Annotated in this window: 27 protein-coding genes; 13 read left to right on the top strand and 14 right to left on the bottom strand. The window is 73.6% G+C overall.

The features are described 5' to 3' along the window. Positions 1–11 precede the first annotated feature (11 nt). Genes AAH991_RS23590 through pobA form a run of 8 tightly spaced genes read right to left on the bottom strand, consistent with a single transcriptional unit; the run spans position 12 to position 6,966 of the window. Positions 12–1,403: an MBL fold metallo-hydrolase gene (locus AAH991_RS23590; RefSeq protein ID WP_346228073.1), complete on the bottom strand. Its 1,392-nt coding sequence runs from the start codon at positions 1,401–1,403 to the stop codon at positions 12–14. Then, positions 1,400–2,338 carry a carbohydrate kinase family protein gene (locus AAH991_RS23595; RefSeq protein ID WP_346228074.1) on the bottom strand — a complete coding sequence of 313 codons (939 nt, stop codon included), beginning with the start codon at positions 2,336–2,338 and terminating at the stop codon, positions 1,400–1,402. Before AAH991_RS23595 ends, AAH991_RS23590 begins: the two co-directional genes overlap by 4 nt. After that, on the bottom strand, positions 2,335–2,703 hold the full coding sequence (pcaC, locus tag AAH991_RS23600; protein WP_346228075.1) for a 4-carboxymuconolactone decarboxylase: 369 nt from the start codon (positions 2,701–2,703) through the stop codon (positions 2,335–2,337). The genes AAH991_RS23595 and pcaC overlap by 4 nt, the downstream gene beginning before the upstream one ends. Continuing rightward, the gene (gene pcaD, locus AAH991_RS23605; protein WP_346228076.1) at positions 2,700–3,467 is read right to left on the bottom strand and encodes a 3-oxoadipate enol-lactonase; all 768 of its coding nucleotides are present in this window, start codon (positions 3,465–3,467) and stop codon (positions 2,700–2,702) included. Before pcaD ends, pcaC begins: the two co-directional genes overlap by 4 nt. Then, positions 3,464–4,633 carry a 3-carboxy-cis,cis-muconate cycloisomerase gene (gene pcaB, locus AAH991_RS23610; protein WP_346228077.1) on the bottom strand — a complete coding sequence of 390 codons (1,170 nt, stop codon included), beginning with the start codon at positions 4,631–4,633 and terminating at the stop codon, positions 3,464–3,466. The genes pcaD and pcaB overlap by 4 nt, the downstream gene beginning before the upstream one ends. Then, complete coding sequence (locus AAH991_RS23615; protein ID WP_346228078.1) at positions 4,623–5,114, bottom strand: dioxygenase family protein; 492 nt, start codon at positions 5,112–5,114, stop codon at positions 4,623–4,625. The genes pcaB and AAH991_RS23615 overlap by 11 nt, the downstream gene beginning before the upstream one ends. Continuing rightward, positions 5,111–5,782: a protocatechuate 3,4-dioxygenase subunit beta gene (gene pcaH / locus AAH991_RS23620; protein ID WP_428834014.1), complete on the bottom strand. Its 672-nt coding sequence runs from the start codon at positions 5,780–5,782 to the stop codon at positions 5,111–5,113. The genes AAH991_RS23615 and pcaH overlap by 4 nt, the downstream gene beginning before the upstream one ends. Then, a complete protein-coding gene (pobA, locus tag AAH991_RS23625) occupies positions 5,776–6,966 on the bottom strand; it encodes a 4-hydroxybenzoate 3-monooxygenase (RefSeq protein WP_346228080.1) in 1,191 nt (396 codons plus the stop codon). Before pobA ends, pcaH begins: the two co-directional genes overlap by 7 nt. 70 nt (positions 6,967–7,036) lie before the next feature. Between pobA and AAH991_RS23630 the strand changes: the two genes are divergently transcribed. Next, positions 7,037–7,801 carry an IclR family transcriptional regulator gene (locus AAH991_RS23630; protein WP_346228081.1) on the top strand — a complete coding sequence of 255 codons (765 nt, stop codon included), beginning with the start codon at positions 7,037–7,039 and terminating at the stop codon, positions 7,799–7,801. Positions 7,802–7,807: 6 nt separating this feature from the next. Here AAH991_RS23630 and AAH991_RS23635 read toward each other — a convergent pair whose 3' ends face one another. Beyond that, positions 7,808–8,239 carry a cellulose binding domain-containing protein gene (locus tag AAH991_RS23635; protein WP_346228082.1) on the bottom strand — a complete coding sequence of 144 codons (432 nt, stop codon included), beginning with the start codon at positions 8,237–8,239 and terminating at the stop codon, positions 7,808–7,810. A gap of 198 nt (positions 8,240–8,437) precedes the next feature. Here AAH991_RS23635 and AAH991_RS23640 point away from each other — a divergent pair, with 198 nt between their 5' ends. Genes AAH991_RS23640 through AAH991_RS23660 form a run of 5 tightly spaced genes read left to right on the top strand, consistent with a single transcriptional unit; the run spans position 8,438 to position 12,903 of the window. After that, entirely contained in the window at positions 8,438–9,508 is a 1,071-nt protein-coding gene (locus AAH991_RS23640) for a 4Fe-4S dicluster domain-containing protein (protein WP_346228083.1), read from the top strand. Further along, a complete protein-coding gene (locus AAH991_RS23645) occupies positions 9,505–10,332 on the top strand; it encodes an FAD/NAD(P)-binding protein (RefSeq protein ID WP_346228084.1) in 828 nt (275 codons plus the stop codon). The genes AAH991_RS23640 and AAH991_RS23645 overlap by 4 nt, the downstream gene beginning before the upstream one ends. A gap of 30 nt (positions 10,333–10,362) precedes the next feature. Next, a complete protein-coding gene (locus AAH991_RS23650) occupies positions 10,363–11,145 on the top strand; it encodes an NADH-quinone oxidoreductase subunit B family protein (protein WP_346228085.1) in 783 nt (260 codons plus the stop codon). Further along, entirely contained in the window at positions 11,142–12,443 is a 1,302-nt protein-coding gene (locus AAH991_RS23655) for a Ni/Fe hydrogenase subunit alpha (RefSeq protein WP_346228086.1), read from the top strand. Before AAH991_RS23650 ends, AAH991_RS23655 begins: the two co-directional genes overlap by 4 nt. Next, positions 12,436–12,903, top strand: coding sequence for a hydrogenase maturation protease (locus AAH991_RS23660; RefSeq protein WP_346228087.1), 468 nt, complete (start codon positions 12,436–12,438; stop codon positions 12,901–12,903). The genes AAH991_RS23655 and AAH991_RS23660 overlap by 8 nt, the downstream gene beginning before the upstream one ends. Here the strand turns inward: AAH991_RS23660 and AAH991_RS23665 are convergent. Continuing rightward, positions 12,794–13,285 carry an OsmC family protein gene (locus AAH991_RS23665; RefSeq protein ID WP_346228088.1) on the bottom strand — a complete coding sequence of 164 codons (492 nt, stop codon included), beginning with the start codon at positions 13,283–13,285 and terminating at the stop codon, positions 12,794–12,796. The two genes, AAH991_RS23660 and AAH991_RS23665, sit on opposite strands and share 110 nt — an antisense overlap. A gap of 178 nt (positions 13,286–13,463) precedes the next feature. Between AAH991_RS23665 and AAH991_RS23670 the strand changes: the two genes are divergently transcribed. After that, complete coding sequence (locus tag AAH991_RS23670) at positions 13,464–15,164, top strand: sensor histidine kinase (protein ID WP_346228089.1); 1,701 nt, start codon at positions 13,464–13,466, stop codon at positions 15,162–15,164. Further along, entirely contained in the window at positions 15,161–16,027 is an 867-nt protein-coding gene (locus tag AAH991_RS23675; RefSeq protein WP_346228090.1) for a universal stress protein, read from the top strand. Before AAH991_RS23670 ends, AAH991_RS23675 begins: the two co-directional genes overlap by 4 nt. A gap of 19 nt (positions 16,028–16,046) precedes the next feature. Here AAH991_RS23675 and AAH991_RS23680 read toward each other — a convergent pair whose 3' ends face one another. Continuing rightward, positions 16,047–16,604 carry a CBS domain-containing protein gene (locus tag AAH991_RS23680; RefSeq protein WP_346228091.1) on the bottom strand — a complete coding sequence of 186 codons (558 nt, stop codon included), beginning with the start codon at positions 16,602–16,604 and terminating at the stop codon, positions 16,047–16,049. Positions 16,605–16,777: 173 nt separating this feature from the next. Here AAH991_RS23680 and AAH991_RS23685 point away from each other — a divergent pair, with 173 nt between their 5' ends. Beyond that, positions 16,778–17,284: a CBS domain-containing protein gene (locus AAH991_RS23685; RefSeq protein WP_346228092.1), complete on the top strand. Its 507-nt coding sequence runs from the start codon at positions 16,778–16,780 to the stop codon at positions 17,282–17,284. A 69-nt stretch (positions 17,285–17,353) separates the two neighbouring features. Further along, on the top strand, positions 17,354–17,983 hold the full coding sequence (locus AAH991_RS23690) for an MBL fold metallo-hydrolase (protein WP_346228093.1): 630 nt from the start codon (positions 17,354–17,356) through the stop codon (positions 17,981–17,983). A gap of 17 nt (positions 17,984–18,000) precedes the next feature. On the opposite strand, the gene AAH991_RS23695 is transcribed toward AAH991_RS23690, so the two are convergent. Further along, the gene (locus AAH991_RS23695; RefSeq protein ID WP_346228094.1) at positions 18,001–18,855 is read right to left on the bottom strand and encodes a hypothetical protein; all 855 of its coding nucleotides are present in this window, start codon (positions 18,853–18,855) and stop codon (positions 18,001–18,003) included. Between the two features lie 154 nt (positions 18,856–19,009). On the opposite strand from AAH991_RS23695, the gene arfA reads away from it, so the two are divergent. Continuing rightward, positions 19,010–20,509: an arabinosylfuranosidase ArfA gene (gene arfA / locus AAH991_RS23700; protein WP_346228095.1), complete on the top strand. Its 1,500-nt coding sequence runs from the start codon at positions 19,010–19,012 to the stop codon at positions 20,507–20,509. A 12-nt stretch (positions 20,510–20,521) separates the two neighbouring features. Here the strand turns inward: arfA and AAH991_RS23705 are convergent, their stop codons facing one another. After that, entirely contained in the window at positions 20,522–21,220 is a 699-nt protein-coding gene (locus AAH991_RS23705) for a CBS domain-containing protein (RefSeq protein WP_346228096.1), read from the bottom strand. A gap of 265 nt (positions 21,221–21,485) precedes the next feature. Here AAH991_RS23705 and AAH991_RS23710 point away from each other — a divergent pair, with 265 nt between their 5' ends. Then, on the top strand, positions 21,486–22,355 hold the full coding sequence (locus AAH991_RS23710) for a universal stress protein (RefSeq protein ID WP_346228097.1): 870 nt from the start codon (positions 21,486–21,488) through the stop codon (positions 22,353–22,355). A gap of 106 nt (positions 22,356–22,461) precedes the next feature. On the opposite strand, the gene AAH991_RS23715 is transcribed toward AAH991_RS23710, so the two are convergent. Further along, complete coding sequence (locus AAH991_RS23715; RefSeq protein WP_346228098.1) at positions 22,462–22,791, bottom strand: hypothetical protein; 330 nt, start codon at positions 22,789–22,791, stop codon at positions 22,462–22,464. A 320-nt stretch (positions 22,792–23,111) separates the two neighbouring features. Here AAH991_RS23715 and AAH991_RS23720 point away from each other — a divergent pair. Next, positions 23,112–25,083 (top strand): DUF222 domain-containing protein (locus tag AAH991_RS23720; RefSeq protein WP_346228099.1); only part of this gene is annotated, 1,972 nt, incomplete at its 3' end.

Below are 25,083 nucleotides of genomic sequence, written 5' to 3' on the forward strand. Positions count from 1 at the left end.
CGGGCGCAGGGTCACAGAGGATGTCGCGCCAGGCCGGACCCACCGGTCGCGGCGAACCGCGCGATCATCGCGTGGGGGTCGTAGTCGTCGTGGACGGCGACGACGTCTCCTTCGCGCCCGGCCGCGGCCAGAAGGGAGGCGGCGATGGACGCCCGGTAGCCACTGGCGCAGTGCGTCCACACCTCGCCGTCCGGCACCTCGTGCAGCCGGGACGGCAGCTCGTGCAGCGGGATGTGGACCGCGCCGGGCACGTGCGACTCGCGCCACTCCGCGTCGCGGCGCACGTCCAGGACCACGACCGGGCGGTGGCGGCGCACGGTCGCCAGCTCGGCGAAGGTAGCCGTGGGCATGGACGCGGGCTTGTCGTCGCCGGCCCAGTCGGCGGGCCCTCCGGTGGCGGCCGCGGCGGGGCGGTCGATGCCGATCCGCGCCAGTTCGCGCTGGGCCTCCGCGATGTCCCCCGGCGTCTCGCCCAGCAACGTCAGCGGTGTTCCCCAGGGGATGAGCCAGCCCAGGTAGACGGCGAAGTTGCCGTCCAGCCCGAAGTTGAGCACCCCGGCCAGGTGACCCGCCGCGAACGCCGTACGGGACCGCAGGTCCACGACCCACTCGCCGGCCCGCAGGCGGCGGCGCAGCTCGGCGGCGTTCGCGCGGCGCGGCGCGGACAGGTCGGGCGCGTCCGCCCCGGCCCGGTTGAGCGTGGGCATGTGCGCGTAGTAGGCGGGGTAGGCGTCCAGCCCGGCCAGCAGCGACCGGACGTACTCGTCCTCGCCGCGCGTCAGGGCCGGGTTGACCCGCCGCTCCAGGCCGATGGTCGACTCGGTGACCTCCGACTGGGTGGCCGAGCAGAAGCTGCCGAACCCGTGCGTGGGCAGGACGTCCGTCTCGGGCGGCAGCTCGCGGGCCAGCCGGTTCGCCGAGGCGTACTGCGCCCGCGCCAGCGTGCCGGTGTGCTCGCGGCCGAGCAGGTCGGGCCGCCCGGTCGTGCCGTGCAGCAGCGAGCCTCCGGTGAAGACGGCGGGCGGCCGGTCCGGCGACTCCAGCACGTACGACAGGTGGGTGAAGGTGTGGCCGGGGGTGGCGACGGCGCGCAGGCGCGTCCGCGGGCCGATCTCGACCACGTCCCCGTCCTCGATCGGGCAGCGGTCGAACGCCACGGGGTCGGCCGCGTTCACGTGGTAGTCCGCGCCGGTGGCCGCGGCCAGCGCCGGCCCGCCGGTCACGTAGTCGTTGTGGACGTGGGTCTCGAACACGTGGCGGATCTCGACGCCGCGCCGCTCGGCCAGGCGGAGCATCCGGTCGATGTCCCGCTGCGGGTCCACCACGAAGGCGACCTCACCGTCGGTGCCGAGGTAGCTGCGGTCGCCCAGGGAGGGGGTGTCGACAGGGATTATCTCGATCATTCATGTCCCTCCTCGTCTTCTGAGGCACCCGTACCCTGGGAAAAGGACTTCACCTCCTCCCGGGTCGGCGGGACCGCGCCGGCGCGGGTGCAGACGATCGCGGCGGCGGCGCAGCCGCGCCGCAGCGCCCCGGCCACGCGCTCCGCGCCGAGCGGAGCGCCGTCGAGCGCGTCGAGCGCGTCGAGCGCGTCGAGGTAGGCGGCGGTGAAGGTGTCGCCCGCGCCGACCGTGTCGACGACCTCGACGGCCGGGGCCGGGCAGGCGATCACCTCGCCGTCCAGCACCGCCGCGGCGCCGTCGCCGCCCCGGGTGACCACCACGAGAGCCGGGCCGAGACCGGTCCAGCGCCGCGCCACCTCGGGCCAGGGCTCGCCGGGATACAGCCAGTCGAGGTCCTCGGCGCTCACCTTGACCAGGCGGGCGAGCCGTACGCACTCCTCGACGTGAGCCAGTGCGCGGGCATGGTCGCCGATGAGGGACGGCCGGATGTTCGGGTCGTAGGACACAGTGATCCCCGCCTCGGCGGCGACCCGCATCAGGCCTCTGACGTGATCGCCGCCCGGGGCCGCGAGCGTGGCCAGCGAGCCGGTGTGCAGGCAGGTCACCCCGTCGAGCGCGACCGGGGCGGAGAAGGCCCAGTCGAAACGGAAGTCGTAGGAGGCCGAGCCGTCCGCGCCGACGCGGGCGAAGGCCAGTCCGGTCGCCGCCGCGGGTGCGAGGTCGCCGGTCCCGATCCCGTGCCGGGTCAGGTGATCGCGGAGCAGGCCGCCGAAGAAGTCGTCTCCGGCCTCGCCGGCGAACCGCACCGGCCGGCCCAGCGCCGCGAGGGCCACGGCGACGTTGAGCGGGCTGCCGCCGGGCACGGCGGCGAAGGTCCACGACCCGGGCGCGCCGATCAGGTCGACCAGGCTCTCGCCGACCACCAGATAGGTCATCCGGTCTCCTCCGCGAGCACCCGCTGGGCGACGGCGAACGCGGCGTTGGCGGCGGGCACGCCGCAGTAGATCGCGGTCTGCAGCAGCACCTCCTTGATCTCGTCGGTGGTGAGCCCGTTGCGCCGCGCCGCCCGCACGTGCATGGCGAGCTCCTCCAGGTGCCCGCGCGCGACCAGGGCGGTGAGCGTTATGCAACTGCGGGTCCGGCGGTCCAGCCCGGGCCGGGTCCAGATCTCGCCCCAGGCGTACCGGGTGATCAGGTCCTGGAAGTCGGCGGTGAACTCGGTGGTCCGCTCCCGCGCCCGGTCCACGTGCGCGTCGCCCAGCACCTCGCGGCGCACGCGCATGCCGTCGTCGTAGCTCACGCCGTCCTCCAGCGGGTGGTCAGGTGGCGCACGATCGCCTCGTTCACGACGTCCGGGCGTTCGGCGGTGGCCAGGTGGGCGGCCCCCGGCACCACCAGCAGCTCCGCGCCGGGGATGCCCCCGGCCAGGACCTCGGCGTGCTCGGGCGGGGTGGCCGGGTCCTCCGCCCCGGCCACCACCAGCGCCGGCGCGCGGACCTCGCCGAGCCGGTCGCGGACGTCGAACACGGACAGGGCGTCGCAGCAGGCGGCGTACCCCTCGCGGTCCACGCCGGCCAGCATGTCCAGGTAGCGCCCGGCGCCGGGGAAGCCCGCCGTGAACCACCGGCTTCTCGTCGCCTCGGTCAGGGGCTTGGTGCCCTCGGCACGGACCAGAGCGGCGCGTTCGCGCCAGCTCTCCGGGGTCCCGAACCGGGCGGAGGTGCAGCACAGGACCAGGCTCGCGACGCGGTCCGGCGCGCGCAGCGCCAGCGTGGTCCCGACGGCCCCGCCCAGCGACACCCCCGCGTACGCGACCGAGCCCAGGCCGTGCCGGTCGAGCAGCGCCAGCACCCCGTCGGCGAGATCGTCCACGGTCAGATCGCGCGGGAAGCCGGACGCCGCCGGGGAGCCGCCGTGGCCGGGCAGGTCGTAGCGGAGCACCCGCCAGGTGCGGGTGAGCGCGGGAAGCTGCGGCTCCCACAGGTCGAGGGTCGTGCCCAGCGAGGGCCCGAGCACGACGACCGGGGCGTCCGGCGGCCCGTCGAATCGGTGGTGCGGGATCATGGTGCCTTTCCCTTGTGGTGCTCCAGAGCTCGGTCGACCAGAGCGGGCGCCGCCCCGACGCCGGGGTCCTCCCCGTGTCCGGCCAGCACGGCGAGCAGGTGATCGAGATTGTGCCGCATGCGCTCGGGGAACACCTCGAGCCCCTCCGCCAGCTCGGCGGCCGTCCCGGCCGCGCCGCCCGCCAGGCGCAGGCACTCGCGCAGCGGCTGCCACTCGGCGTGCCAGCTCCCGGCGGGCCGCTCGTGCTCGGCGACCCGCGAGGCGAGCAGGACCTGTGCCTGCGCCGGTGCCTGGAGCGCCGCCGACCTGATCATCGTGGCGAGCACCGGGTTGCGTTTGTGCGCCATCGCCGACGAGCCGCCCCGGCCCGGCGCGGCGGGCTCGGCGATCTCGCCCACCTCGCTCTGCGCCAGCAGGATCACGTCGGTGGCGAGTTTGCCCAGCGCGCCGGTCACGGCGGCGAGCGCGCAGGCCAGGTCGGTCACCGGGGTGCGCAGCGTGTGCCAGGGCAGCACCGGCTCGGCCAGCCCGGTCTCGGCCGCGAACAGCGGCAGCAGGTCGAGCGCCCCGTCCCCGTATCCGGCCATGGTGCCGGCCGCGCCGCCGAGCTGGACCGGCAGCCGCACCGCCGCCAGGCGATCGCGGGCGTCCCGGCAGCCGGCCAGCCACCCGGCGGCCTTCAGCCCGAACGTGGTGGGCACGGCCTGCTGCCCGAGCGTACGGCCCGCCATCGGCGTGTCGCGGTGGCGGGCGGCCAGCCGGGCCAGCGCGGCGAGCACCCGGTCGAGGTCGCGCAGGATCGTCTCGCGGGCTCGCGCGGCCACCAGCATCGACGCTGTGTCGAGGATGTCCTGGCTGGTGGCGCCGTGATGCACCCAGGAGCCCGCCTCGCCGGCCGCGGCCCGCAGATCCTTCACCAGCGGCACGACGGGGTTTCCCGCGTCCCTGGCACGGCGGGCGAGATCGGCGGGGTCGTACCCCTCCGGACGGGCCGCTTCGGCGATCGCGGCGACGGCCCGCTCAGGGACGACGCCGAGGCGGGCCTGCGCCCGCGCGAGGCAGACCTCCGTCTCCAGCATCGCCCGCAGCCAGGCGTCGTCGTCCGTGACCGCCGCCACGTCCGTGCCCGCCCACACGGGGCACAGCAGCCCCACGTCAGAACTCAAGGAAGACCGTCTCCTGCTCGCCCTGCAGCCGTACGTCGAACCGGTAGACGTCCTGCCCGTCCGGGCGGGCGAGCAACGTCGCGCGGCGCGCCGGGTCCAGCGAGCCGAGCAGCGGGTCGGGCACGTCGGCGAGGTAGACGCGGGTCCGCACCGGCTTGAGCAGGCCCCGCGCGAAGACCAGCAGCGCCAGGTAGGGCCGGGCGGGCGGCACGAGGCGGAACCGGTAGGAGCCGTCGGGCGCGGTGCCGCACCGGCCGAAGCCGGAGACCCCGGCCCCGGTGCGGCCCAGGGCGCCCCGCGTGCCCGCCTCGCCCGTCCAGAGCTCCAGCAGGGCGTCCGGGATCGGCTCGCCCGCGCCGTCCAGCACCCGGCCGGTGATCGTCACCGCTCCCGGATGACCCTCGGGCGCGAGCTCCCAGTCGGCGGCGTACGGCAGGGCGAACCCGAAGAACGGGCCGACGGTCTGCGAGGGGGTGGTCACGCGTCCTCCATCGGGGTACGGCCGAGCACCACGTCCCAGCGGTAGCCGAGCGCCCACTCCGGCTCGGTGACGTCGAGGTCGAACGCGGCGACGAGCCGCTCGCGGGCGGCCGGGTCGGGAATGGACCGGAAGATCGGGTCGAAGGCGAACAGCGGGTCGCCCGGGAAGTACATCTGGGTCACCAGGCGCTGGGTGAAGGACGTGCCGAACACCGAGAAGTGGATGTGCGCGGGCCGCCAGGCGTTGGGGTGGTTGCGCCAGGGATAGGCCCCCGGCTTGATCGTGACGAACCGGTAGCGTCCCTCGTCGTCGGTCAGGCACCGGCCCGCGCCGGTGAAGTTGGGGTCGAGCGGCGCCGGGTGCTGGTCGCGCTGGTGGGCGTACCGTCCGGCGGAGTTGGCCTGCCAGATCTCCACCAGAGTGCCGGGGACCGGCCGGCCCGAGGCGTCGAGGACGCGCCCGGTGACGATGATGCGCTCGCCGAGCGGCTCGCCCGCGTGGCCCGCGGTCAGGTCGGCGTCGAGCGGGTCCACCTCGCCGTGGCCGAAGACCGGGCCGGTCAGCTCGGCCGCCTCGGGGTCCTCCTTCATCGGCAGCGGCTCCCGGGAGGGCGCCCGCAGGACGGTGCTGGCGTAGTCCGGATACAGGTAGGGCGGGTGTGTCACGATGTCTCCTCTTCATAGGGCAGGCCCACGTAGTTCTCCGCCAGCGTCGTCCCGGCCGCCTCCGAGGACGTCACGTAGTCGAGGTAGGAGGTCTGCAGCTTCCTGGCGTAGGCGTCGTCGGACTCGAACGTGTGCAGCAGCGTCGTCATCCACCACGAGAAGTGCTGGGCCCGCCACACGCGGGGCAGGCAGGCCCGCGAGTAGCCGTCCAGGGCCTCCGTCGAGCCGTCGGCGAAGAAGCGCGCCAGCGCCTCGGTCAGCACCCGCACGTCGGCGACCGCCAGGTTGAGCCCCTTCGCGCCGGTCGGCGGCACGATGTGCGCCGCGTCCCCGGCCAGGAACAGCCTGCCGTACTGCATGGGCTCGGCCACGAAGCCGCGCATCGGCGTGATCCCTCTTTCGACGATATCGCCGGTCGCGAGGGTGAAGCCGGGCACGGTCTCCAGCCGGGCCCGCAACTCGGCCCAGATCCGCTCGTCGGGCCACTCGGCGAGGTCCTCGTCGGGCGCGACCTGGAGGTAGAACCGGCTGATCTCCGGGGAGCGCATGCTGTGCAGCGCGAAGCCGCGCTCGGTCCGCGCGTAGATCAGCTCCTCCGACGACGGCTTCACCCGGGCCAGGATGCCGAGCCAGGCGAAGGGGTAGTCGCGGCGATACTCGGTCAGCACGCCCTCGGGGATCGACGGCCGGGACACGCCGTGGAAGCCGTCGCATCCCGCGATCACGTCGCAGTCCAGCCGCTGCTCCGTCCCGTCGGAGCCGGTGAAGGTGAGGTACGGCCGGTCGCTCGCCGCGTCGTGCACCGCCACGTCGTCCACCTCGAACCGGACGTCGCCGCCGGCCGCCAGCCGGGCGGCGATGAGGTCCTTGACGACCTCCTGCTGGCCGTACACGGTGATGGCCCGGCCGGGCACCAGCCGCTCGAAGGCGATCCGGTGGCCCGCTCCGCCGTACCGCAGCTCGATGCCGTGGTGGGGCAGGCCCTCCCTCCGCATCCGCTCGCCGACGCCCGCCTCGACGAGCGTGTCCACCGTGCCCTGTTCGAGCACCCCGGCCCGCACCCGCCGCTCGACGTACTCCCGGCTGCGGCGTTCGAGCACCACGGACTCGATCCCGCGCAGATGGAGGAGATGGGAGAGCAGCAGGCCGGCCGGTCCTGCTCCGATGATCCCGACCTGAGTTCGCATGGCTCAAGCATCGGGAAGCAGCCGCCGTCCCGCGTAGGCTTTGCTTCTACTCAGTGGAAGAAGGAGGCATATGTCCGGCGGCGCACGCGACGTGGGACGCTCCGTGACCTCCCGGGCGCTGGCCATCCTCGGCGCCTTCGACGTCCACCATCCCCGGCTCACGCTGACGGAGATCGCCGGACGGACCGGCATGGCGCTGAGCACGGTGCACCGGCTCGTGGGCGAGCTGGAGGACTGGCGCGCGCTGCGCCGCGGCGCCGACGGGCGCTACCAGATCGGCCGCCGTCTGTGGGAGCTGGGACAGCTCGCCCCCGACCCGCTGCAGGAGGTGGCGCACCCCTGGCTGCAGGAGCTGTTCGGCGGCACCGGCGAGAACGTCCACCTGGCGGTGCGTGAGGGGGTGGAGGTGCTCTACGTGGACAAGGTGTACGGCAAGCGGGCGGTGCCGATCGTGTCGCGGACCGGCTCCCGCCTGCCCATGCACCCGACCGGCGTCGGCAAGGCGCTGCTCGCCTACGAGCCGGGCTGGTTCGTCGGCGCCTACCTGGCCCGGCCGCTGGAGCGGCCCACCCCGCACACCATCACCGAGCCGGGCCGCCTGGCCCGGGAGCTGGCGCAGGTGCGCGCCCAGGGGTACGCGACCACGCACGAGGAGATGACCCTCGGCTCCTGCTCGGCGGCCGCGCCGGTGCTGGTCGGGGACCGGCCCGTCGCGGCCGTCGGCATCGTGGTGTCCTCACGGCGGGTGCGCGAGCTGCCCCGCCTGGTCGACCCGCTGCTGTCCGTCGCGGCCGGCATCGCCGGCGACTACCGGGCCGCCGTCACGCGGGCCTGAGGCGTCTTACAGGGGGGTGCAGGTCAGGCCGGTCAGGCCGAACGTGCCGCCGGTGGAGTTGCCGACCGCGGTGATGGGGACGCTTCCTCCCGGAGCGATGGAGCCGTTCCAGGACACGTTGGTGCCGGTGACGCTCCGCCCGGTCTGCGTCCAGGACGTCGTCAGCAGGGAGAAGAGCTTCTCGTCCCCGGTGAACGTCCAGGAGACCCGCCATCCCTTCAGGGGGGTGGTCCCGGTGTTCACCACTCGCCCGTCTGCCGTGAACCCGACGACGTATTGGGAGATCCTCGACCACGAGATCGAGCAGGACGCCGTGTCCGCGTGCGCGGCGGGAGCGCCGATCGCCGCGGTGGCGGCCAGCGCGGCCGCGGCGATCCATGCCGTACGCCCGCGTTTGAAACCGGTTTCATGTGCGCCCGAAAAAAAGAGCCCCGCCATTGCCTGTCCTCTCGTCGTGCCGGGATCTCCGGCGGCCGATCGACTAACCTCGCTCCAGGAATGTCACCATGATCACGGGCGGCTGTCAGGTACCCGGGCCGGACACGGGCCGTCGTGCCGGTACGGGTATGAAAGTTTCACAGCCCCCCGGGGGCCGAGTACTGTGAGCGGGAGGGGCGAACGGGCGAGGGGGACGCCGTGGACGCCATCGTGATCGACACTTTGGAACCCCTGGTGGCCGAGCTGCGGGCCGGGGGCTATGCCGTCGTGGGCCCGGTGGTGCGCGAGCGCGTCATCCGCTTCGAGGAGATCACGTCGGCCGACCGGCTCGCCAGGGGCTGGACAGATGTCCAGGAGCCCGGACGCTACCGCCTGGCCGAGGGCGACGGCGAGATGGTCTTCTCGTTCGCGGCGAGTCCGGACTCCGCCAAGGCGTACACACAGCCGCCCCGCCAGACGCTCTTCCGGATGCGCGGCGAACAGATCGAGGAGGCGGAGGAGGACGCGCCGCGGGTCGCCCTGCTCGGGTTGAGGGCCTGCGACCTGGCCGCGATCGCCGTGCAGGACCGGGTCTTCCTCGGCGGCAGGCACCCCGACCCGGCGTACCTGCGGCGGCGGCAGGCCCTGTTGCTGATCGCCGTCAACTGCGCGGTCCCCGGCGGCACCTGCTTCTGCGTCTCCATGCACACCGGTCCCCGGGCCACCACGGGGTTCGACCTCGCCCTCACCGAGCTGGCCGCGCCGCACCGGTTCGTCGTCGAGACCGGCAGCGCGCGGGGCGAGCCGATCGCCGCGGCGCTGCCGCACCGCCCCGCCTCGGCCGAAGACCTCGCGGCATCCGCCGAGGTGTCCCGTGACGCCGCCGAGCACATGGGCCGCCACGTGGAGACCGAGGGCATTCAGGAACGGCTGTCGGCGCACGACTCGCCGCGCTGGGCGCAGGTCGGCGCCCGCTGCCTCACCTGCGCCAACTGCACCATGGTCTGCCCCACCTGCTTCTGCAGCACGGTCGAGGACGCCACGTCGTTCACCGACGGCACGGCCGAGCGGATCGAGCGCTGGGACTCCTGCTTCACGCTGGACTTCTCCGAGGTCAACGGGACGCCGGTGCGCGGCTCGAACCCCGGCCGCTACCGCCAGTGGCTCACCCACAAGTTCTCGACCTGGATCGACCAGTTCGGCATGTCCGGCTGCGTCGGCTGCGGGCGCTGCATCACCTGGTGTCCCGTCGGCATCGACGTCACCGAGGAGCTGGCGAACCTGCCATGACCGGCGGCCCGCACCCGATGACGCCGGCGCCGTACCGCGTGCGCTCCCGCCGCCCGGACCGGGCCGACACCGTGACCCTGACGCTGGAGCCGGTACGCGGAGACTGCCCGCCGTTCCGGCCGGGGCAGTTCACCATGCTGTACGCCCCCGGCGTGGGGGAGATCGCGGTCTCGATCAGCGGGCGGGCCCGCTCCGGCGGCTACACGCAGACGATCAGGGCCGTGGGCGCGGTCAGCGCCGCCCTGTGCGGCAAGCGGCCCGGCGACGTCGTCGGCCTGCGCGGGCCGTACGGCCAGGGCTGGGGCCTGCGCGCGGCGGCGGGCCTCGACGTGGTGGTGGCCGCGGGCGGGCTGGGCCTCGCCCCGCTGCGGCCGGTCGTGCGGGCGCTGCTGCGGGACCGGCCCGGGTACGGCCGGGTCAGCGTGATAGCCGGCAGCCGGGCTCCCGGCCTGCTCCTGTTCCGCCGGGACCTGGCGTGCTGGGCCCGGCAGGGCGCCGACGTCCGGGTGATCGTGGACCACCCCGACCACACCTGGCGCGGGCCGGTCGGGCTGGTCACCGGCCTGATCGACCGGGTCGTCTTCGAGCCGCGCCGCACGTACGCGTTCGTGTGCGGGCCGGAGGCGATGATGCGGAAGACGGCGGCGGAGCTGGTGCGGCGCGGCGTCGCCCCCGGCCGGGTGGAGCTGTCGCTGGAGCGGAACATGAAGTGCGCGGTGGCCCGCTGCGGCCACTGCCAGTTCGGCCCGCTGTTCGTGTGCGAGGACGGGCCGGTGCTGCCCTACGACCGCGTGGCGCCGATGCTCGCCGTCGCGGAGTTGTAGAGAGCACCGGAGCCGTAGGAGGGAGCGGAGATGCCCCGGCTGGCCGTGTGGAAGTTCGCCTCGTGCGACGGATGCCAGCTCACGTTCCTCGACTGCGAGGACGAACTGCTCTCCGTCGCGGCCCGGGTGGAGATCGCCTACTTCCTCGAGGCGTCCAGCGCCCCCGGGCCCGGCCCGTACGACCTGTCGCTCGTGGAGGGATCGATCACCACTCCGGAGGACCTGGAGCGCATCAGGCACGTGCGGCGGGTGTCGAAGCGGCTGGTCACGATCGGCGCGTGCGCCACCGCGGGCGGCATCCAGGCGCTGCGCGACTTCGCCGACGTGCGGGAGTTCGCCGCGGTGGTCTACGCCCGGCCCGACTACATCGCCACCCTGGACCGCTCGACCCCGATCGCCGCCCACGTGCCGGTCGACTTCGAGCTGCGCGGCTGCCCGCCGGACAAGCACCAGCTGCTCGAAGTGATCTCGGCGTTCCTCGCCGGACGGCGGCCGGTGGTGCCCGCGCACAGCGTGTGCGTGGAGTGCAAGGCCAGGGGCAACGCCTGCGTGATGGTCGCGCACGGCACCCCCTGCCTGGGTCCGGTCACCCAGGCGGGCTGCGGGGCGCTGTGCCCGGCCTTCAACCGGGGCTGCTACGGCTGCTTCGGGCCGATGGAGAGTCCCAACCACGCGTCGCTCAACCACTGGATGCGCGAGCTCGGCATGAGCACCCCCGAACTGGTGCGGATCTACCGGACCTACCACGCCACGGCCGAGCCCTTCCGCCGGGCGGCCGAGGAGGCCCAGGGGTTCGAGGAGGGGGCGGGATGACGCACAAGACCGTGCGGATCGGCGCGCTGACCCGCGTGGAGGGCGAGGGCGCGCTGGTCGTGCACGCCCGGGACGGCCGGATCGCCGGCCTGGAGCTGCGGATCTACGAGCCGCCCCGGTTCTTCGAGGCGATGCTGCGGGGCCGGGGCCACACCGAGCCGCCCGACATCACCGCCCGCGTCTGCGGCATCTGCCCCGTCGCGTACCAGATGAGCGCCTGCCAGGCCATCGAGGCCGCCTGCGGGGCCGAGGTCACCGGCCCGCTGCGCGACCTGCGGCTGCTGCTGTACTACGGCGAGTGGATCGAGTCGCACGCGCTGCACGTCTACCTGCTGCACGCGCCCGACTTCCTCGGCTACGACAGCGGTGTCGCGATGGCCGCCGATCACCGCGACCTGGTGGAGCGCGGGCTCGAACTGAAGAAGGCCGGCAACGAGCTGGTCACCGCGATCGGCGGCCGGCCCATCCACCCGGTCAACGTCAGGGTCGGCGGGTTCTACCGGGCGCCGTCCCGCCGCGAGCTCGCCCCCGCCGCCGAGCGGCTGCGCCGCGCCCGCGACCACGCCCTCGCCACCGTCGCCTGGGTCGCCGGGTTCGACTTCCCCGACGTCGAGCACGACTACCGGTTCCTCGCGCTGCGCCACCCAAGCGAATACGCCATCCTGTCCGGCGCGGTCGGCACCGGCGACGGGCGCGCGGAACCGGCGGGCTTCGCGGTCGCGGACTGGTCGGACCACGTGATCGAGGAACAGGTGCCGCACTCCACCGCGCTGCACGCCCGGCTCGACGGCGAGACCGGCTACCTCACCGGCCCGCTGGCCCGCTACGCGCTCAATTCGGCGCGGCTGTCCCCGCTCGCGCGGGAGGCGGCCGCCGCCGCCGGTCTCGGCCCCGTCTGCCGCAACCCCTACCGCGCCATCGTCGTGCGGGCCGTGGAGATCGTGCACGCGTGCGACGAGGCGCTGCGCCTCATCGACGGGTACGCCGAGCCGGAGCGGCCGTGCGTGCCCGTCGAGCCCCGGCCGGGGGTCGGTCACGGCGCGTCCGAGGCCCCGCGCGGCACGCTCTACCACCGCTACCGGCTCGACGACGGCGGCCTGGTCGCCGAGGCCGACATCGTGCCGCCCACCGCGCAGAACCAGGCGCGCATCGAGGCGGACCTGCGCGATCTGCTGGGCCCGCGGCTCACCCTGCCCGAGGACGAGCTGGCCGCGCTGTGCGAGAAGGCGATACGCAACCACGACCCCTGCATCTCCTGCTCCGCGCACTTCCTCGACCTGCGCGTGGATCATGGCTGAGACCGTGGTGGTCGGCATCGGGAGCGAGCTGCGCGGCGACGACGCGGCGGGTCTGGAGGTCGCCAGGCGGCTGCGGGGCACGCTGCCGCCGTCCGTCGCGGTCGTGGAGAACGGCGGTGACCCGGCGGCGCTGGTCGAGGCGTGGTCGGGCGCCGCGCTCGCGATCGTGGTCGACGCCGTCTCCTCCGGCGCTCCGCCCGGCACGGTCCACCTGCCCGCCGAACCGCCGGCGCCGTCACGTCAGCCGAGCGGCTCGCACGCGCTCGGGCTGGCCGACGCCGTCGAGCTGGGGCGCGCCCTCGGCCGGCTGCCGGGCGAGCTGGTCGTCGTCGGCATCGAGGGAGGCGACTTCACTCCTGGTGCCCCGATGACCCCGCCGGTCCTGGCCGCGGTCCGCCGTACGGCCCGTGGGCTGCGGGAACGGCTGTCCCGGGAGCGGCCTGGCGGACCTCGAACGTGACCAGCGGCGGCACCCGCAGCGTGGTGCGGACGGCGCAGTGCTCCAGGACCGACAGGAGCGAGGCGCGCAGCCCCGCGGGCAGGCCGGGGGCGTCCACCGACAGCTCGATCCGGTCGATCCGCCCGGGACACACGCCGAGGCTGTACCGCGCGGTCACGCCGACCCCGGCGGGCAGCTGGCGCTGGCGCAGGTAGTGCTCGGCGCAGCAGGCGACTCCGGCGGCCACGCTGCCCACGAACAGCTCGGCCGGCGTGGGCCCGGTGTCGCTCCCGCCGGCGTCCGCGGGCTGGTCGGTGCGGACCGTGTGGCGCCGGATCCGGACGTCGAACCGGTCGGCTCCGTGCCAGGCGACCCGGATGACGCCGTCACGCGACTCGCTCATGGCGCACCCCCGCGTCCAATTCGGCTCTATCCGAGTATGTCCGGGGCCGGTGGCGGGTGAGCGCATACGGACCGTAAGAAGCCGGTCGCGACCTGGCAAAGGGCCGGAGCCGGGAGTGCTCCGGTTTGCGACACTTCATCTGTGGCGGATACGCGTGGCGCCGACGGGGGAGGCGGCCATGATCCCGCAGACGCACCTGGACGGGTTGCTGACCGAGCTGCACACGAGGCTGCAGGCGGTCCTGTCGACGCGCGACCGGGTTCACGCGCTGCTCGAGGCGGTCGTCTCGGTGGGCGGGGACCTCGATCTGGAGACCATGCTGCGCCGGATCGTCGAGACCGCCGTCACGCTGGTCGACGCCCGATACGGTGCCCTCGGCCTGATCGGGGAGGACCACACTCTTGTCCGCTTCGTCCCGGTGGGACTGAGCGAGCAGGAGATCGCCGGGATCGAGCACTGGCCGCACGGGCTCGGCCTGCTCGGGCTGCTGATCAAAGAACCCCGGCCGCTGCGGCTGGCCCGCATCTCCGATCACCCCGAGTCGTACGGCTTCCCTTCCGGCCACCCCCCGATGACCGGCTTTCTCGGCGTGCCCGTACGGGTCCGGGGCGAGGTGTTCGGCAACCTCTACCTGACGGACAAGCGCGGGGGAGGGGAGTTCGACGAGGACGACGAGGCGATCGTCGTCGCCCTCGCCGGCGCCGCCGGGGTGGCGATCGAGAACGCCCGGCTGTACGAGGACACCCGCCGCAGGGAGACCTGGCTGCGGGCGTCCGCGGAGATCACCAGGAGCCTGCTGTCCGGCGCCGAGACGCCGCTGGTGCTGACGTTGATCGCCGGCCACGCCCGGCGGATGGCCGCCGCCGACGCGGTGGCGATCCTCCTGCCCGAGGAGGGCGGGCGGACGCTGCGGGTCGCGATCACGGACGGCGACATCATCGGAGCCGGGCCGCGGGGGCGCCGGCTGCCCGTCGAGGGCTCGCTGGCCGGGCAGGTCTTCGTCCACGCGGAGCCTCGCGTGGTCGCCGACCTGGAGGACACCGACCTGATCATCGCCGTCGGGGAGGCGGCGGGCACCGGTGCGGTGTGCGCGGTGCCGCTCGGGGCGCCGGGAGCGGTGCGGGGGGTGCTGTCGCTGGGCAGGCGGCCGGGCCGCGCCCCGTTCAGCCGGCCGGAGATGTGCATGCTGCACTCCTTCGCCGGCCACGCGGCCGTCGCGCTCGAGCTGGACGAGACGCGCAGGGACGCCGAACGGCTCGGCCTGCTGGAGGACCGCGACCGCATCGCCAAGGACCTGCACGACGTCGTCATCCAGCGGTTGTTCGCGGTCGCGATGACGCTGACCGGCGCCGTCCGGCTGGAGCAGCACCCGGAGGTGGCCGCGCGCCTGCGGACCGCGATCGACGAACTCGACGGCACGATCCGGCAGATCCGCACCACGATCTTCGCCCTGCGGGCCCCGGCCGGCGCCCCCGGGCTGCGCGCCAGGCTCGTCGAGCTGGTGGAGGGCGCGCGGGAGCCCCTCGGCTTCCTGCCCGCCCTGCGCCTGGAGGGCCAGCTCGACACCCGCGTGCCCGCCGCCGTCGGGGAGCACCTGCTGGCCGTCGCGCGGGAGGCGATCTCCAACGTGGTGCGGCACGCGCACGCCGGCCGGGCCGCCGTCACCGTGCGCCTGGAGAAGGACCGCCTGACCCTGCTCGTGGAGGACGACGGCGTCGGCATCCCCGCCCGGGGGCGCCGCAGCGGTCTGCGCAACCTGTGCGACCGGGCCGAGAGCCTGGGCGGGTCCTGCGCCGCCGAGGCCCTCGCCGCCGGGGGCACCCGGCTGTGCTGGAGCGTCCCGCTGCCGCTGACGTCAGGAGGAGGCGCCGCGCCATGACCCCGTTCATCGATCCGGTCGTCGTCGGCACCGACGGGTCGGCCGGGGCGACCGCCGCGGTGGAGTGGGCGGCCGACCACGCCGGCCTGCGGGGTGTGCCCCTGCGGGTGGTCCACGCCGTCGACCGCCTGCCGTACGACGGCCCGCGCTACCCGATCCCCGACTGCTACGACAAGCTGACGCCCTCGGGCCGGCAGATCCTCGACCACGCCGCGCGGGTCGCCCGAAACCGGCGGCCCGGCCTCGTCGTGACCACTCAGGTGACCGAGGGGCGTCCCGGCCGCGTCCTGCGTGAGCAGGCTTCCGGCGCCGCCGAAGTCGTGATCGGCAGTCACGGCGCGGGCGGCTTCCCCGGCATGCTGCTCGGGTCGGTCGGCAACCAGGTCGCCGGGCACGTCGCCGTGCCGGTCGTCGTCGTACGCCCCACGCCCACGGAGGCGGCCGCCGGGATCGTGGCGGGTTTCGACTGCACCGAGACGTCCGGGGCCGCCCTGGCGTACGCGTTCGAGGAGGCGCGGCTGCGCGGTCAGCGGGTGCGCATCGTGTGCGCCTGGGAGCCGCCGGTGCCGTACGGGCCCGTGGTCGCCACGGACCTGGACGGGATGCGGCGGGCCGCCGAGGAGTACGCGCGCGGGGAGCTGCGGCCGTGGCAGGGCGCGTACGCCGACGTGAGGACCGAGCTGGACATGGTCCGCGGTCATCCGGTCTCCGCGCTCGCCGAGGCGTCGGCCCGGGCCGTCCTGCTCGTCGTGGGCTCCCACGGCCGCAACGCCTTCACCGCCGCCGTGCTCGGCTCGGTGAGCCGCGCCCTGCTCGCCCACGCGCGCTGCCCGGTCGCCGTGGTGAGGGGCGTTCTCTCATGACGGAAGGCGGGCCCTCCCATCACGGAAGGCGGGCCGGACGGACCCCGGGGACCGCCTGCGCGAGCAGGTCGGCCACGTGCTGTGGGCCCTGGCCCTCGGGGCCGTGCAGGTCGACCTCGCCGTCGCGCACGGTCACCTCCCACGACGTCCCGGAGGGGTAGCGCTCGCGCAGCGCGGCCAGGACGGCGTCGCGCAGCTCCTCGTCCGACCTGGCCAGCAGCGCCATCAAGTCGCGGCGGCTGACCATCCCGACCACCCGCTCGTCGCGCAGCACGGGCACGCTCTTGATCCTCCTCGTGATCATGAGGTCCGTCAGCACCCTCGCGTCGGCGGTGTCCTCGACCGTGCTCACCTGGCGCGACATCACGTCCGCCACCGTCCGGGGCGCCGAGCCGCCCGGCGTGAAGGCGCCGCACAGCAGGTCGATCTCGCTGACCATCCCGACCAGCTCGCCGTGCTCCCCGAGCACGGGGGCGGCCGTGATGTCGTGGTCGTACAGCACCCGGATCGCCCGCCGCACGGAGTCGTCCCGGCGCAACGTGATCGCCGGGCTGCTCATGACCTCACCGGCCAGCATCGCCCACCTCCCGCTTCTTGCTCCGGCCCCTGCCCCTGACCTGGTCATTCCATCGCCGCGGCGGCCGTGCGGGCAGGTGCCGGAGGTCCCCGCCCGTAGGGTCGTTCGGCACTGCGCCGGGTATGCCCGCAATGGTCGGATGGAGTTGGCCGGTGCGCCGCGGGGAGGAAACGATGAGCGTAGAAGCCATGACCGCCGCCGACGTGATGAGCAGGGTGCTCGTGACCGTGAAACCGGACGAGTCGCCGCTCATGGCCTGGGAACTCATGCGCCGGGGGTCGATGCATCACCTGCCCGTGGTGGACGCGGGTTCCCGCATCATCGGCGTGCTCACCCGGGAGGACATCGCGGCCCACTGGTCCGGCGGTCCGGCGGAGCAGTCGAGCAGCCAGGTGCGGCAGTTGCTGGCGGGGCGCAGGTGCCCGCACGTGGCGCCCGACGCGTCGCTGCCGGCCGTGGCGGCCGTCATGCTGGAGTCGGGGGTGGACGTCGTCCCGGTCATGGGGGTCTCGGGCACTTTGCAGGGGCTGGTCACCGTGACCGACGTGCTCGTGGCGGTCGCGGGCAGGCGGGGGGCCTCCTCCCGCACCGACGAGGTGTCCGCCGGGATGTTCCGCCTGGAGCCGGTGCTGCCGCCCAAGCCCTCGCGGACCGCCGAGGACCAGCGGCAGGGACCGTGACCCCCGGTCGCGGCTCTTCGCGGACCGTGTGCAGAATAAGGGCATGTTCCGCTCGGTGGTGATCTTCGCGTGAGTGCCCGTATCGACCATGCCGTCACGTCCGGCACCTTCAGCCTGGACGGTCAGACCTTCGACGTAGACAACAACGTGTGGGTGCTCGGCGACGACGACGAGTGCGTGGTGTTCGACGCGCCCCACGACGTCAAGGCGATCACCGACGTGATCGCGGGCCGGCGCGTCCTGGCCATCCTCGCGACCCACGCCCACGACGACCACGTGAGGGTCGCGCCAGAGCTGTCGGATGCGACCGGGGCGCCCGTCCTGCTGCACCCGGCCGACCTGCCGGTCTGGCGGCTCACCCACCCCGATCGCGAACCGGGCGGCACGCTGTCCGACGGGCAGGTCGTCGAGGTCGCGGGAACCCGCCTCGAAGTGCTCCACACCCCCGGGCACGCTCCCGGTGCCTGCTGCTTCCACGCGCCCGATCTGGGCGTCGTCTTCACCGGTGACACCCTGTTCCAGGGCGGCCCCGGCGCGACCGGCCGCTCGTTCTCCGACTTCGGCGTGATCATCGACTCGATCCGCGACCGCCTGCTCGTCCTGCCGCCCGAGACCGTCGTCCACACCGGCCACGGCGACAGCACGACGATCGGCGCGGAGCTGCCGCACCTCGACGAGTGGATCCGCCGGGGCCACTGAGATTCGCGTCCAGCCGCTTATGGCGCGACGCGGACACCGGTGACGGCGAATCGCTCGACCTCGGCCACGTGGCCGCCGGTGCTCGCCACGAGGGTGAGCGTCCGGCCCGGGGCCGCACGGAAGGTGACGGTGGTGGACCAGGGGGCGTCGTCCCCTCCGGCAGAGACGCAGCAGCGCTCGCCGAGGGGGCCGGCGCTCCCGGTTCCGCGCACCCGCACCCGGACGCGCTCGTCCACTCCCGTGATCCTGCCGCCCACCTTCACGGGTGAGGACACGAGGGCGCCGTACCGGGGGGTGGTGAGGGAGAAGGTGGTGTCGTCGGTGCCCACGACCTCCCACGGCGCCTGCGCCCCGGCGCCGAACCTGACCAGGTGGATGACGGCGGCGATGCCGGGCCGTCCGCCGCCCTCGGCGCGGATGCCGACGGAGACGCGGGCGTGCGCGCCGGTCACCTCGCGCTCGATCACCTGGTCGACCCCCTTGAAGCCCAGGAATCCCCGCGTGAACGAGAGCGCGGTCTGCGCCGCGTCCAGGTGCCAGGGCTGGTGGCCGCCGGAACGGTAGCTCTCCTGCCACTCCCGCACCTGTCCTTCGTCCGCGAACGGCCACAGCGGCTGGTAGCGGCCCGCCACGAGGGAGCCCGCCGCCGCGGAGGGGGACGCCGCGGGAGACACGGACGGGGCCGTCGTGGGGGACGCCGGGGAGGACACGGGGGGAGCCGGAGTGGCCGCCGACGCGCCCCCTTGAGCGCTCCCCGAGCCGGTCCCGCACGCGCCCGCCAGCAGGCCGGACGCGGCCAGTACGACCAGCGTCCACCGGGGTCCAACGCGCCGGGCCCGGCCGGCCCGGCCGATCGTCACGCCGCCAGTCACAATGCTCGCTCCCGCTCCGGACGGTTGTTTCGACTGTGAGCATGCCCTGCGGGAGCGACTCGATCCATGGACCGGCGTGATCACCTCTTGACCCGGATGGTTGATAGCGCTAACAATCGCCGAGAGCCGTCGTCCCGGTGAAGGAGACCCCCTCGTGCTCCACGCACAGCTGACCATCGATCCCGCTCAGCGGGTGGCCCCCGTACGGCGCCGGACGTTCGGCACCTTCGTCGAGCACCTCGGCCGCTGCGTCTACACGGGCATCTACGAACCCGGCCACCCCACGGCGGACGAGGAGGGGTTCCGCGGCGACGTTCTCGCGCTCACCCGCCAGCTCGGCGTGACCACGGTGCGCTACCCCGGCGGCAACTTCGTCTCCGGCTACCGCTGGGAGGACGGCGTCGGCCCCCGCGAGCGGCGCCCCCGGCGGCTCGACCTGGCCTGGCACAGCACGGAGACCAACGAGATCGGGGTCGACGAGTTCGTCCGGTGGACCCGCCTGGCCGGCCTGGAGCCGATGATGGCGGTCAATCTCGGCACGCGCGGTGTCCAGGAGGCCCTCGACCTGCTCGAATACTGCAACCTCCCGTCCGGCACCGCGCTGTCCGACCTGCGGGTCGCCAACGGCGCCAAGGAGCCGCACGACATCCGCATGTGGTGCCTGGGCAACGAGATGGACGGTCCCTGGCAGATCGGGCACAAGACCGCCCGCGAGTACGGCAGGCTCGCCGCGGAGACCGCGCGGGCCATGCGCATGGTCGACCCCGGTCTCGAACTGGTCGCCTGCGGCAGCTCCGGCTCCTCCATGCCGACCTTCGGCACCTGGGAGGCGACCGTCCTGGAGGAGACCTACGACCTGGTCGACCACATCTCCTGCCACGCCTACTACGAGGAGAAGGACGGCGACCTCGGCGGCTTCCTCGCCTGCGCCGCCGACATGGAGCACTTCATCTCCACGGTCGTGTCCACCGCAGATCAGGTCGGGGCCAGGCTCGGCTCCAGCAAGCGGATCACCGTCTCGTTCGACGAGTGGAACGTCTGGTACATGAGCCGCTTCCAGTCGGCGCCGCCCCCGCCGGACTGGCCGGTCGCGCCGCCGCTGCTGGAGGACCACTACCACCTCGCCGACGCCGTGGCCCTCGGCAGCCTGATCATCACGCTGCTGCGGCACAGCGACCGGGTCGCGGCGGCCTGCCTGGCCCAGCTCGTGAACGTGATCGCGCCCATCATGACCGAGCCCGGCGGCAGGGCCTGGCGGCAGACGACCTTCCACCCGTTCGCGCAGGCGGCGCGGTACGCCAGGGGTGAGGTCGTACGGGTCGAGCCCGCCTGCCCGTCGTACGAGACCGCCGAGTTCGGCGAGGTGCCCGTCCTGCACGCGGTCGCCACGCACGACGAGGAGGTCACGACGGTGTTCGCGGTCAACAGGTCGGCGACCGAGCCGCTGGAGCTGGAACTCGACACGCGGCCGCTCGGTGCGGACGGGTGGATCGTCCAGGCGACGACGCTCACGCACGAGGACGTGTACGCCCGCAACACGGCCGACGACCCCGAGCGGGTGGCGCCCCGCCCCAACACCGATCACCGCGGCGATCCGCTCCGGATCGTGCTGCCGCCGGTCTCCTGGAACGTGATCAGGCTGTCGAAGGCCTGAGTCGGGCGGCCGCTACGGCAGCTTCCCGGCCGGGGAGTCGTCCTCTTCCCATTCCAGGTGGTCCACGACGTCGACGACTCCGCTGACCCGGCGCGTCATCCGTACGGCGACCCGCGCGTCGCTGTGCCGGTCCACCCGGCCGGTGAGCGTCACCACACCCTGATGGACGTGGACGCCCGCCCTGGAGGTGTCCACCCACAGGCTCCGGCCGAGGACCTCGACGCGTACCTCGCGTTCGATCTCGCCGTCGGCGCGTACGAAGGTCTTGAGCAGGTCGTGGCGGCTGACGACGCCCCTCAGCCGGCCCTCGGCGTCCACGACGGGCAGCCGCTTGACCCCGTGCTCGTCCATGAGGCGTGCCGCCGCGACCGCCGTCGTGCCGGCGGTGACGGTGACGGCGGGGGCGGTCATCAGCTCGGCGGCCGTCTCGCCGGTCGCCTTGGCCCGCGCCCCGCTCTCCTGGCCGAGGCGGTCGCGTAGCCGTGCGCGCAACGGCGGCCGGTAACCCTCGCGGTAGTACTGCTCCCTGAACTCCTCCTTGCGCAGCAGGTCGGCCTCGGACACGACGCCGAGCACCCGGCCGTCCCCGTCCACGACGGGAACGGCGCTCACGGCGCGGGCGATCAGCACTTCGGCGATGTCCTTGAACGGCGTGCCGGCCTGGACGGACGCGACGTCCGTGGTCATGACGTCCTGCACCTGCATGTGCATGGCGGCCTCCTTCCGGTCGCGGTCGCGGTCGCGGGCCCGGGGACAGGCCCGCGACTTCCATCACACGCCCGGGCCGCACCGGCGGGCAGGGCCGAAGGTCCCGCGGCCGTTCCGTCCGTTCACTGTCGGACCCGGCGGGCGGAAGTCCCGGCGCTTGAGGACTTTGGTCTGCTGCGCCCTGGGCAGCGGACACGGTGCGATGGTGGCCGGGAGCACCAACCCCCCCGCGCGCCCGCGTAGCGCTTGAGCACAGGAGGAAGAGCACATGGCCGGACAGATCGTCGTCGCCGTCGACGGATCGAAGCCCGCGACGGCGGCGCTGGAGTGGGCGGCGGACGACGCGCGGCGCCGGGGCGCGGCGCTGAGGATCGTCCATGTGCGCGAACCGTGGGCGCACGAGTACCCGTTCCACGCGGTCGAAGGCTTCGCCCAGTCCTACAGCGAGTTCTGCGAGGGTGTGCTCGCCGCGGCCGCCGCCCGCGCCCGCGAGATCGCCCCCGATCTGGAGGCGACCACGGAGCTGGCGGAGGGGACGGTCGTGGAGACGCTGCGCGCCGGGTCGTCCGGGGCGAGAGCCCTCGTGGTCGGCAGCCGGGGGCTGGGCGGGTTCTCCGGACTGGTCCTCGGGTCGGTCGGCCTCGGCCTGGCCGGTCACGCGGAGGTTCCCGTGGTGGTCGTGCGCAAGCCGCACCGCGACGAGTACCACGAGGTCGTCGTCGGCTTCGACGGGTCACCCCATTCGGAGGCGGCCCTGGAGTTCGCCTTCGAGGAGGCCCGGGCGCGACGCGGCAGGGTGCACGCGGTGTACGCCTGGGAGATGCCGACGTTCTCGCCCTTCGCCGTCGGCTACGGCTCGATGCTCCAGGAGGTCTACGAGAACGAGTCGCGCGCGGCGCGGCTGCGGCTGGCGCCGTGGCGTGACAAGCACCCGGACGTCCCGCTCGTCGAGTCGGCGGTCTGCGGCCACCCGGTCCCGGCGCTGGCGGATGCCTCGCTCGTGGCCGACCTCGTGGTCGTCGGCTCCCGAGGGCTCGGCGGCGTGCACGGCGCGCTGATCGGCTCGGTCAGCCACGCGGTGCTGCACCGCGCGCACTGCCCCGTCGCGGTCGTACGGCCCCGCGACGGCGGGCGCTGAGGGCCGGCACGGGGGCCTCGGCGATCTTTTCCGCCCTGTCCGGCTCGGCACCACGCATCCGCGTGACTCGCATCCGCCTGCACGCCACCGCTCAGCGCGTGACCGCTCAGCACGCGACCGCGAAGTGAAGGGCGTCTCCGATACTCGGATCGGCGGCGTCCTTCCGTCCGTCCGGGGGCCCGCCGGTGTGCCGGCCCGGCAGGGAGCAGCGCCCGTGGGGCGGGCCGTCGTGAGCGCAGTGCGCCCCGCACCCGGCCCTGTGACCGTGCGGCTCGGTGTTGTCGCTGGAGAGCAGCGGCGTGGACATGGTCCCGAGCGTGACGATGAGCGCGGAGACGACCGTGAACAGGCCGTTGACCCACATCTCGCGCGGGGAACGCCTGAGCCGTGCTCCGTCCTCGCGTCGGCGGCGGGCGCGGCGGGCGATTCCTCGCATTATTGCGGCCTCCCAAGAATTGGCGGATAGGTACGCTCTACCGAGCATGAAAAAGACGCGGATGCGGCCGAGTTGGAGCACGGCGGCTGCCGTCTCGATTGCATAACCACAGCACAAGACCCCGTTGCTGGCGCGCGAATGCCATATAGATCTACAACGTAAAGGTCGATTCCGCCGTTGACGAGTAATGCGCTGAAGTGTGCGACATTTGCCCTCTGCGGTGATTCTGCCTGTAACTCCAACTACTTCTCCTGGTGGGTTGCTCTGTTTCGCAGGGGAGTAAATAATTAGTACAGGCTTTCGAATCTCCTGGGGGTGTCATGGGTCTTTTCGGCTTCGATCCTGAACACCCTTGTCATTCGAACATCACCGATGACGGCTGGTGGGACCGATTGGTCGCCGACTCGCCGTTGTGGTCATCCGAAGGTTCGCTCGCCCGTGACGATTGCGGCGTCAAGTTCGTGCACGGCGGGCACGCGCGTGGCGCATCCACGAATGACAGCCCTGCCTGCGGCATGGCCCACGGCGACTCGGCCTGCGGCCCTGTCGATGGCCCTGTCGATGGCCCTGTCGATGGCACTGTCGATGGCACTGGCGGTGGCCCTCTCAACGGCGCTCCCACCGGTGACCACGCCACGAGCGACGGTGCCGACGATCCAGAGCATCCCGGTCGCGACCGGCCTCGTCCGTCATGGGTGCTGGTGGCCTCGTTGCGGGAGTCGGCGCAGGCGTTGGCGCTGGCGCCGGTTCCCGACGATGCGGACATCTGCCTGGCCGAGGCCGAGGAGTTGTCGTTCGCCCGGGATCGCATCACTGCGGCGTTGGCGGATCGGGTGGGTCGGGTGCATCGGGCGGGGCAGGCCAGGCGGCATGGTCATGCCTCCACCCGTAGCTGGCTGCGCACCTCGGGCGGGATGACGGTGGCGGGTGCGGGCCGGCTGCTGACGTTGGCGGTGGAGCTGGCCCGTCTTCCCCTCGTGCGGGAGAAGTTCGCCGTCGGAGAGTTGGCGGCGGGGGTGGTGGAGGCCATCTGCGCGGCCGTCTCCGGGTTGTCGGATGAGCAGGCCGCGCTGGCCGAGCCGATCCTGCTGGAGCTGGCGGCCAGGGCGGGTGCGGCGGAGGTGGCCAAGGCGGGCCGTTATCTGCGGGCGGTGCTGGACCCCGACGGTGCGGACCGCGATGAGCGGGCCGACTACGGGCGGCGGTTCCTGCGGGTCCGCCCGGGTAAGGGCGGCGGGCTGGAAGGGGAGTTCTATCTCCCGCGTGAGCACGCCGCCCGGTTGCAGGCGTTGCTGGATGCTTATGCCAGACCGCGGGCGGAGGGTGATGACCGGCCGCTGCGGGTGCGTCAGGCGGATGTGTTCATGGCGTTGCTGGAGGAGAAGATCGCCGCCGAGCTCCTGGTGCTGGTCAACGCCGAATCCCTCCCCACCGACCCCGTGGCCGGTCCCGCCCCCGGCACCGAGCACCCCGAAAGCGCCGCAAACACTCAGGGCGCCGAGGTGGCCGGGGCCAGCCGGGACGCCCGGCACGCCGAGGGCTCTCGGAATGCCGAGGCGGCTGAGTACGGCCGAGACGCCCGGCAGGCCGAAAACGCCGAAAACGCCGAAGACGCCGAGACCGTCCGGCGAACCGAGGACGCGCACGCGGAGACCAGCCACCGGAGCGAGCCGCATCAGGAGTCGCAGCAGAGCTCGCCGAAGCAGAGCCCGCCACAGCCGAGCGGGCCGCAGCAGGGCGAGTCACGGCGAAACTCACCGAAGCAGTGGGAGTCACAGCGGAGCTCGCCACACCGGCAGGAGCCGCACTCGCGCGAGTCACGGTGGGGTGAGTGGCAGTCGCCTGATCCTCCCGGGGATACCTGTGCCCCTCCCACCCACGCCGGGCCTCGGCCTGCGGGGGACTGCCGCCACGCGCAGGCCACGCGTGAGGACGACGGCCGCCAGCACCAGTGGCACGGCCAGGGTGCGTGCGGATGTGCCCACTCCTGCGGAGTGCGGCAACGGCCGGGCGCGAGGCCCGGCACTACATCGCGAACCGCACCGGAAACGCCACCGGGGAGACCGGGAACACCGCGAGGAACGGAGACGCCGTCCGGTAGGTCCGGAACAGAGCCGGGGACGTTACCGGGATCAGAGCCGGAGGCGTCACCGGGACCGGAACCGGGAGCGCCGGCCGGAGGGCTGGCGGGAGATCAGGTGGGGGCGCTGCTGGGCGCGGCGTTGAGGACCGCGTGGGGCACGGCGCCGGGGTTGCTGCTGGCGACCGGGCAGGTGCTGCCCATCTCCAGCC

This window comes from Microbispora sp. ZYX-F-249 (assembly GCF_039649665.1).
Taxonomy (GTDB): domain Bacteria; phylum Actinomycetota; class Actinomycetes; order Streptosporangiales; family Streptosporangiaceae; genus Microbispora; species Microbispora maris.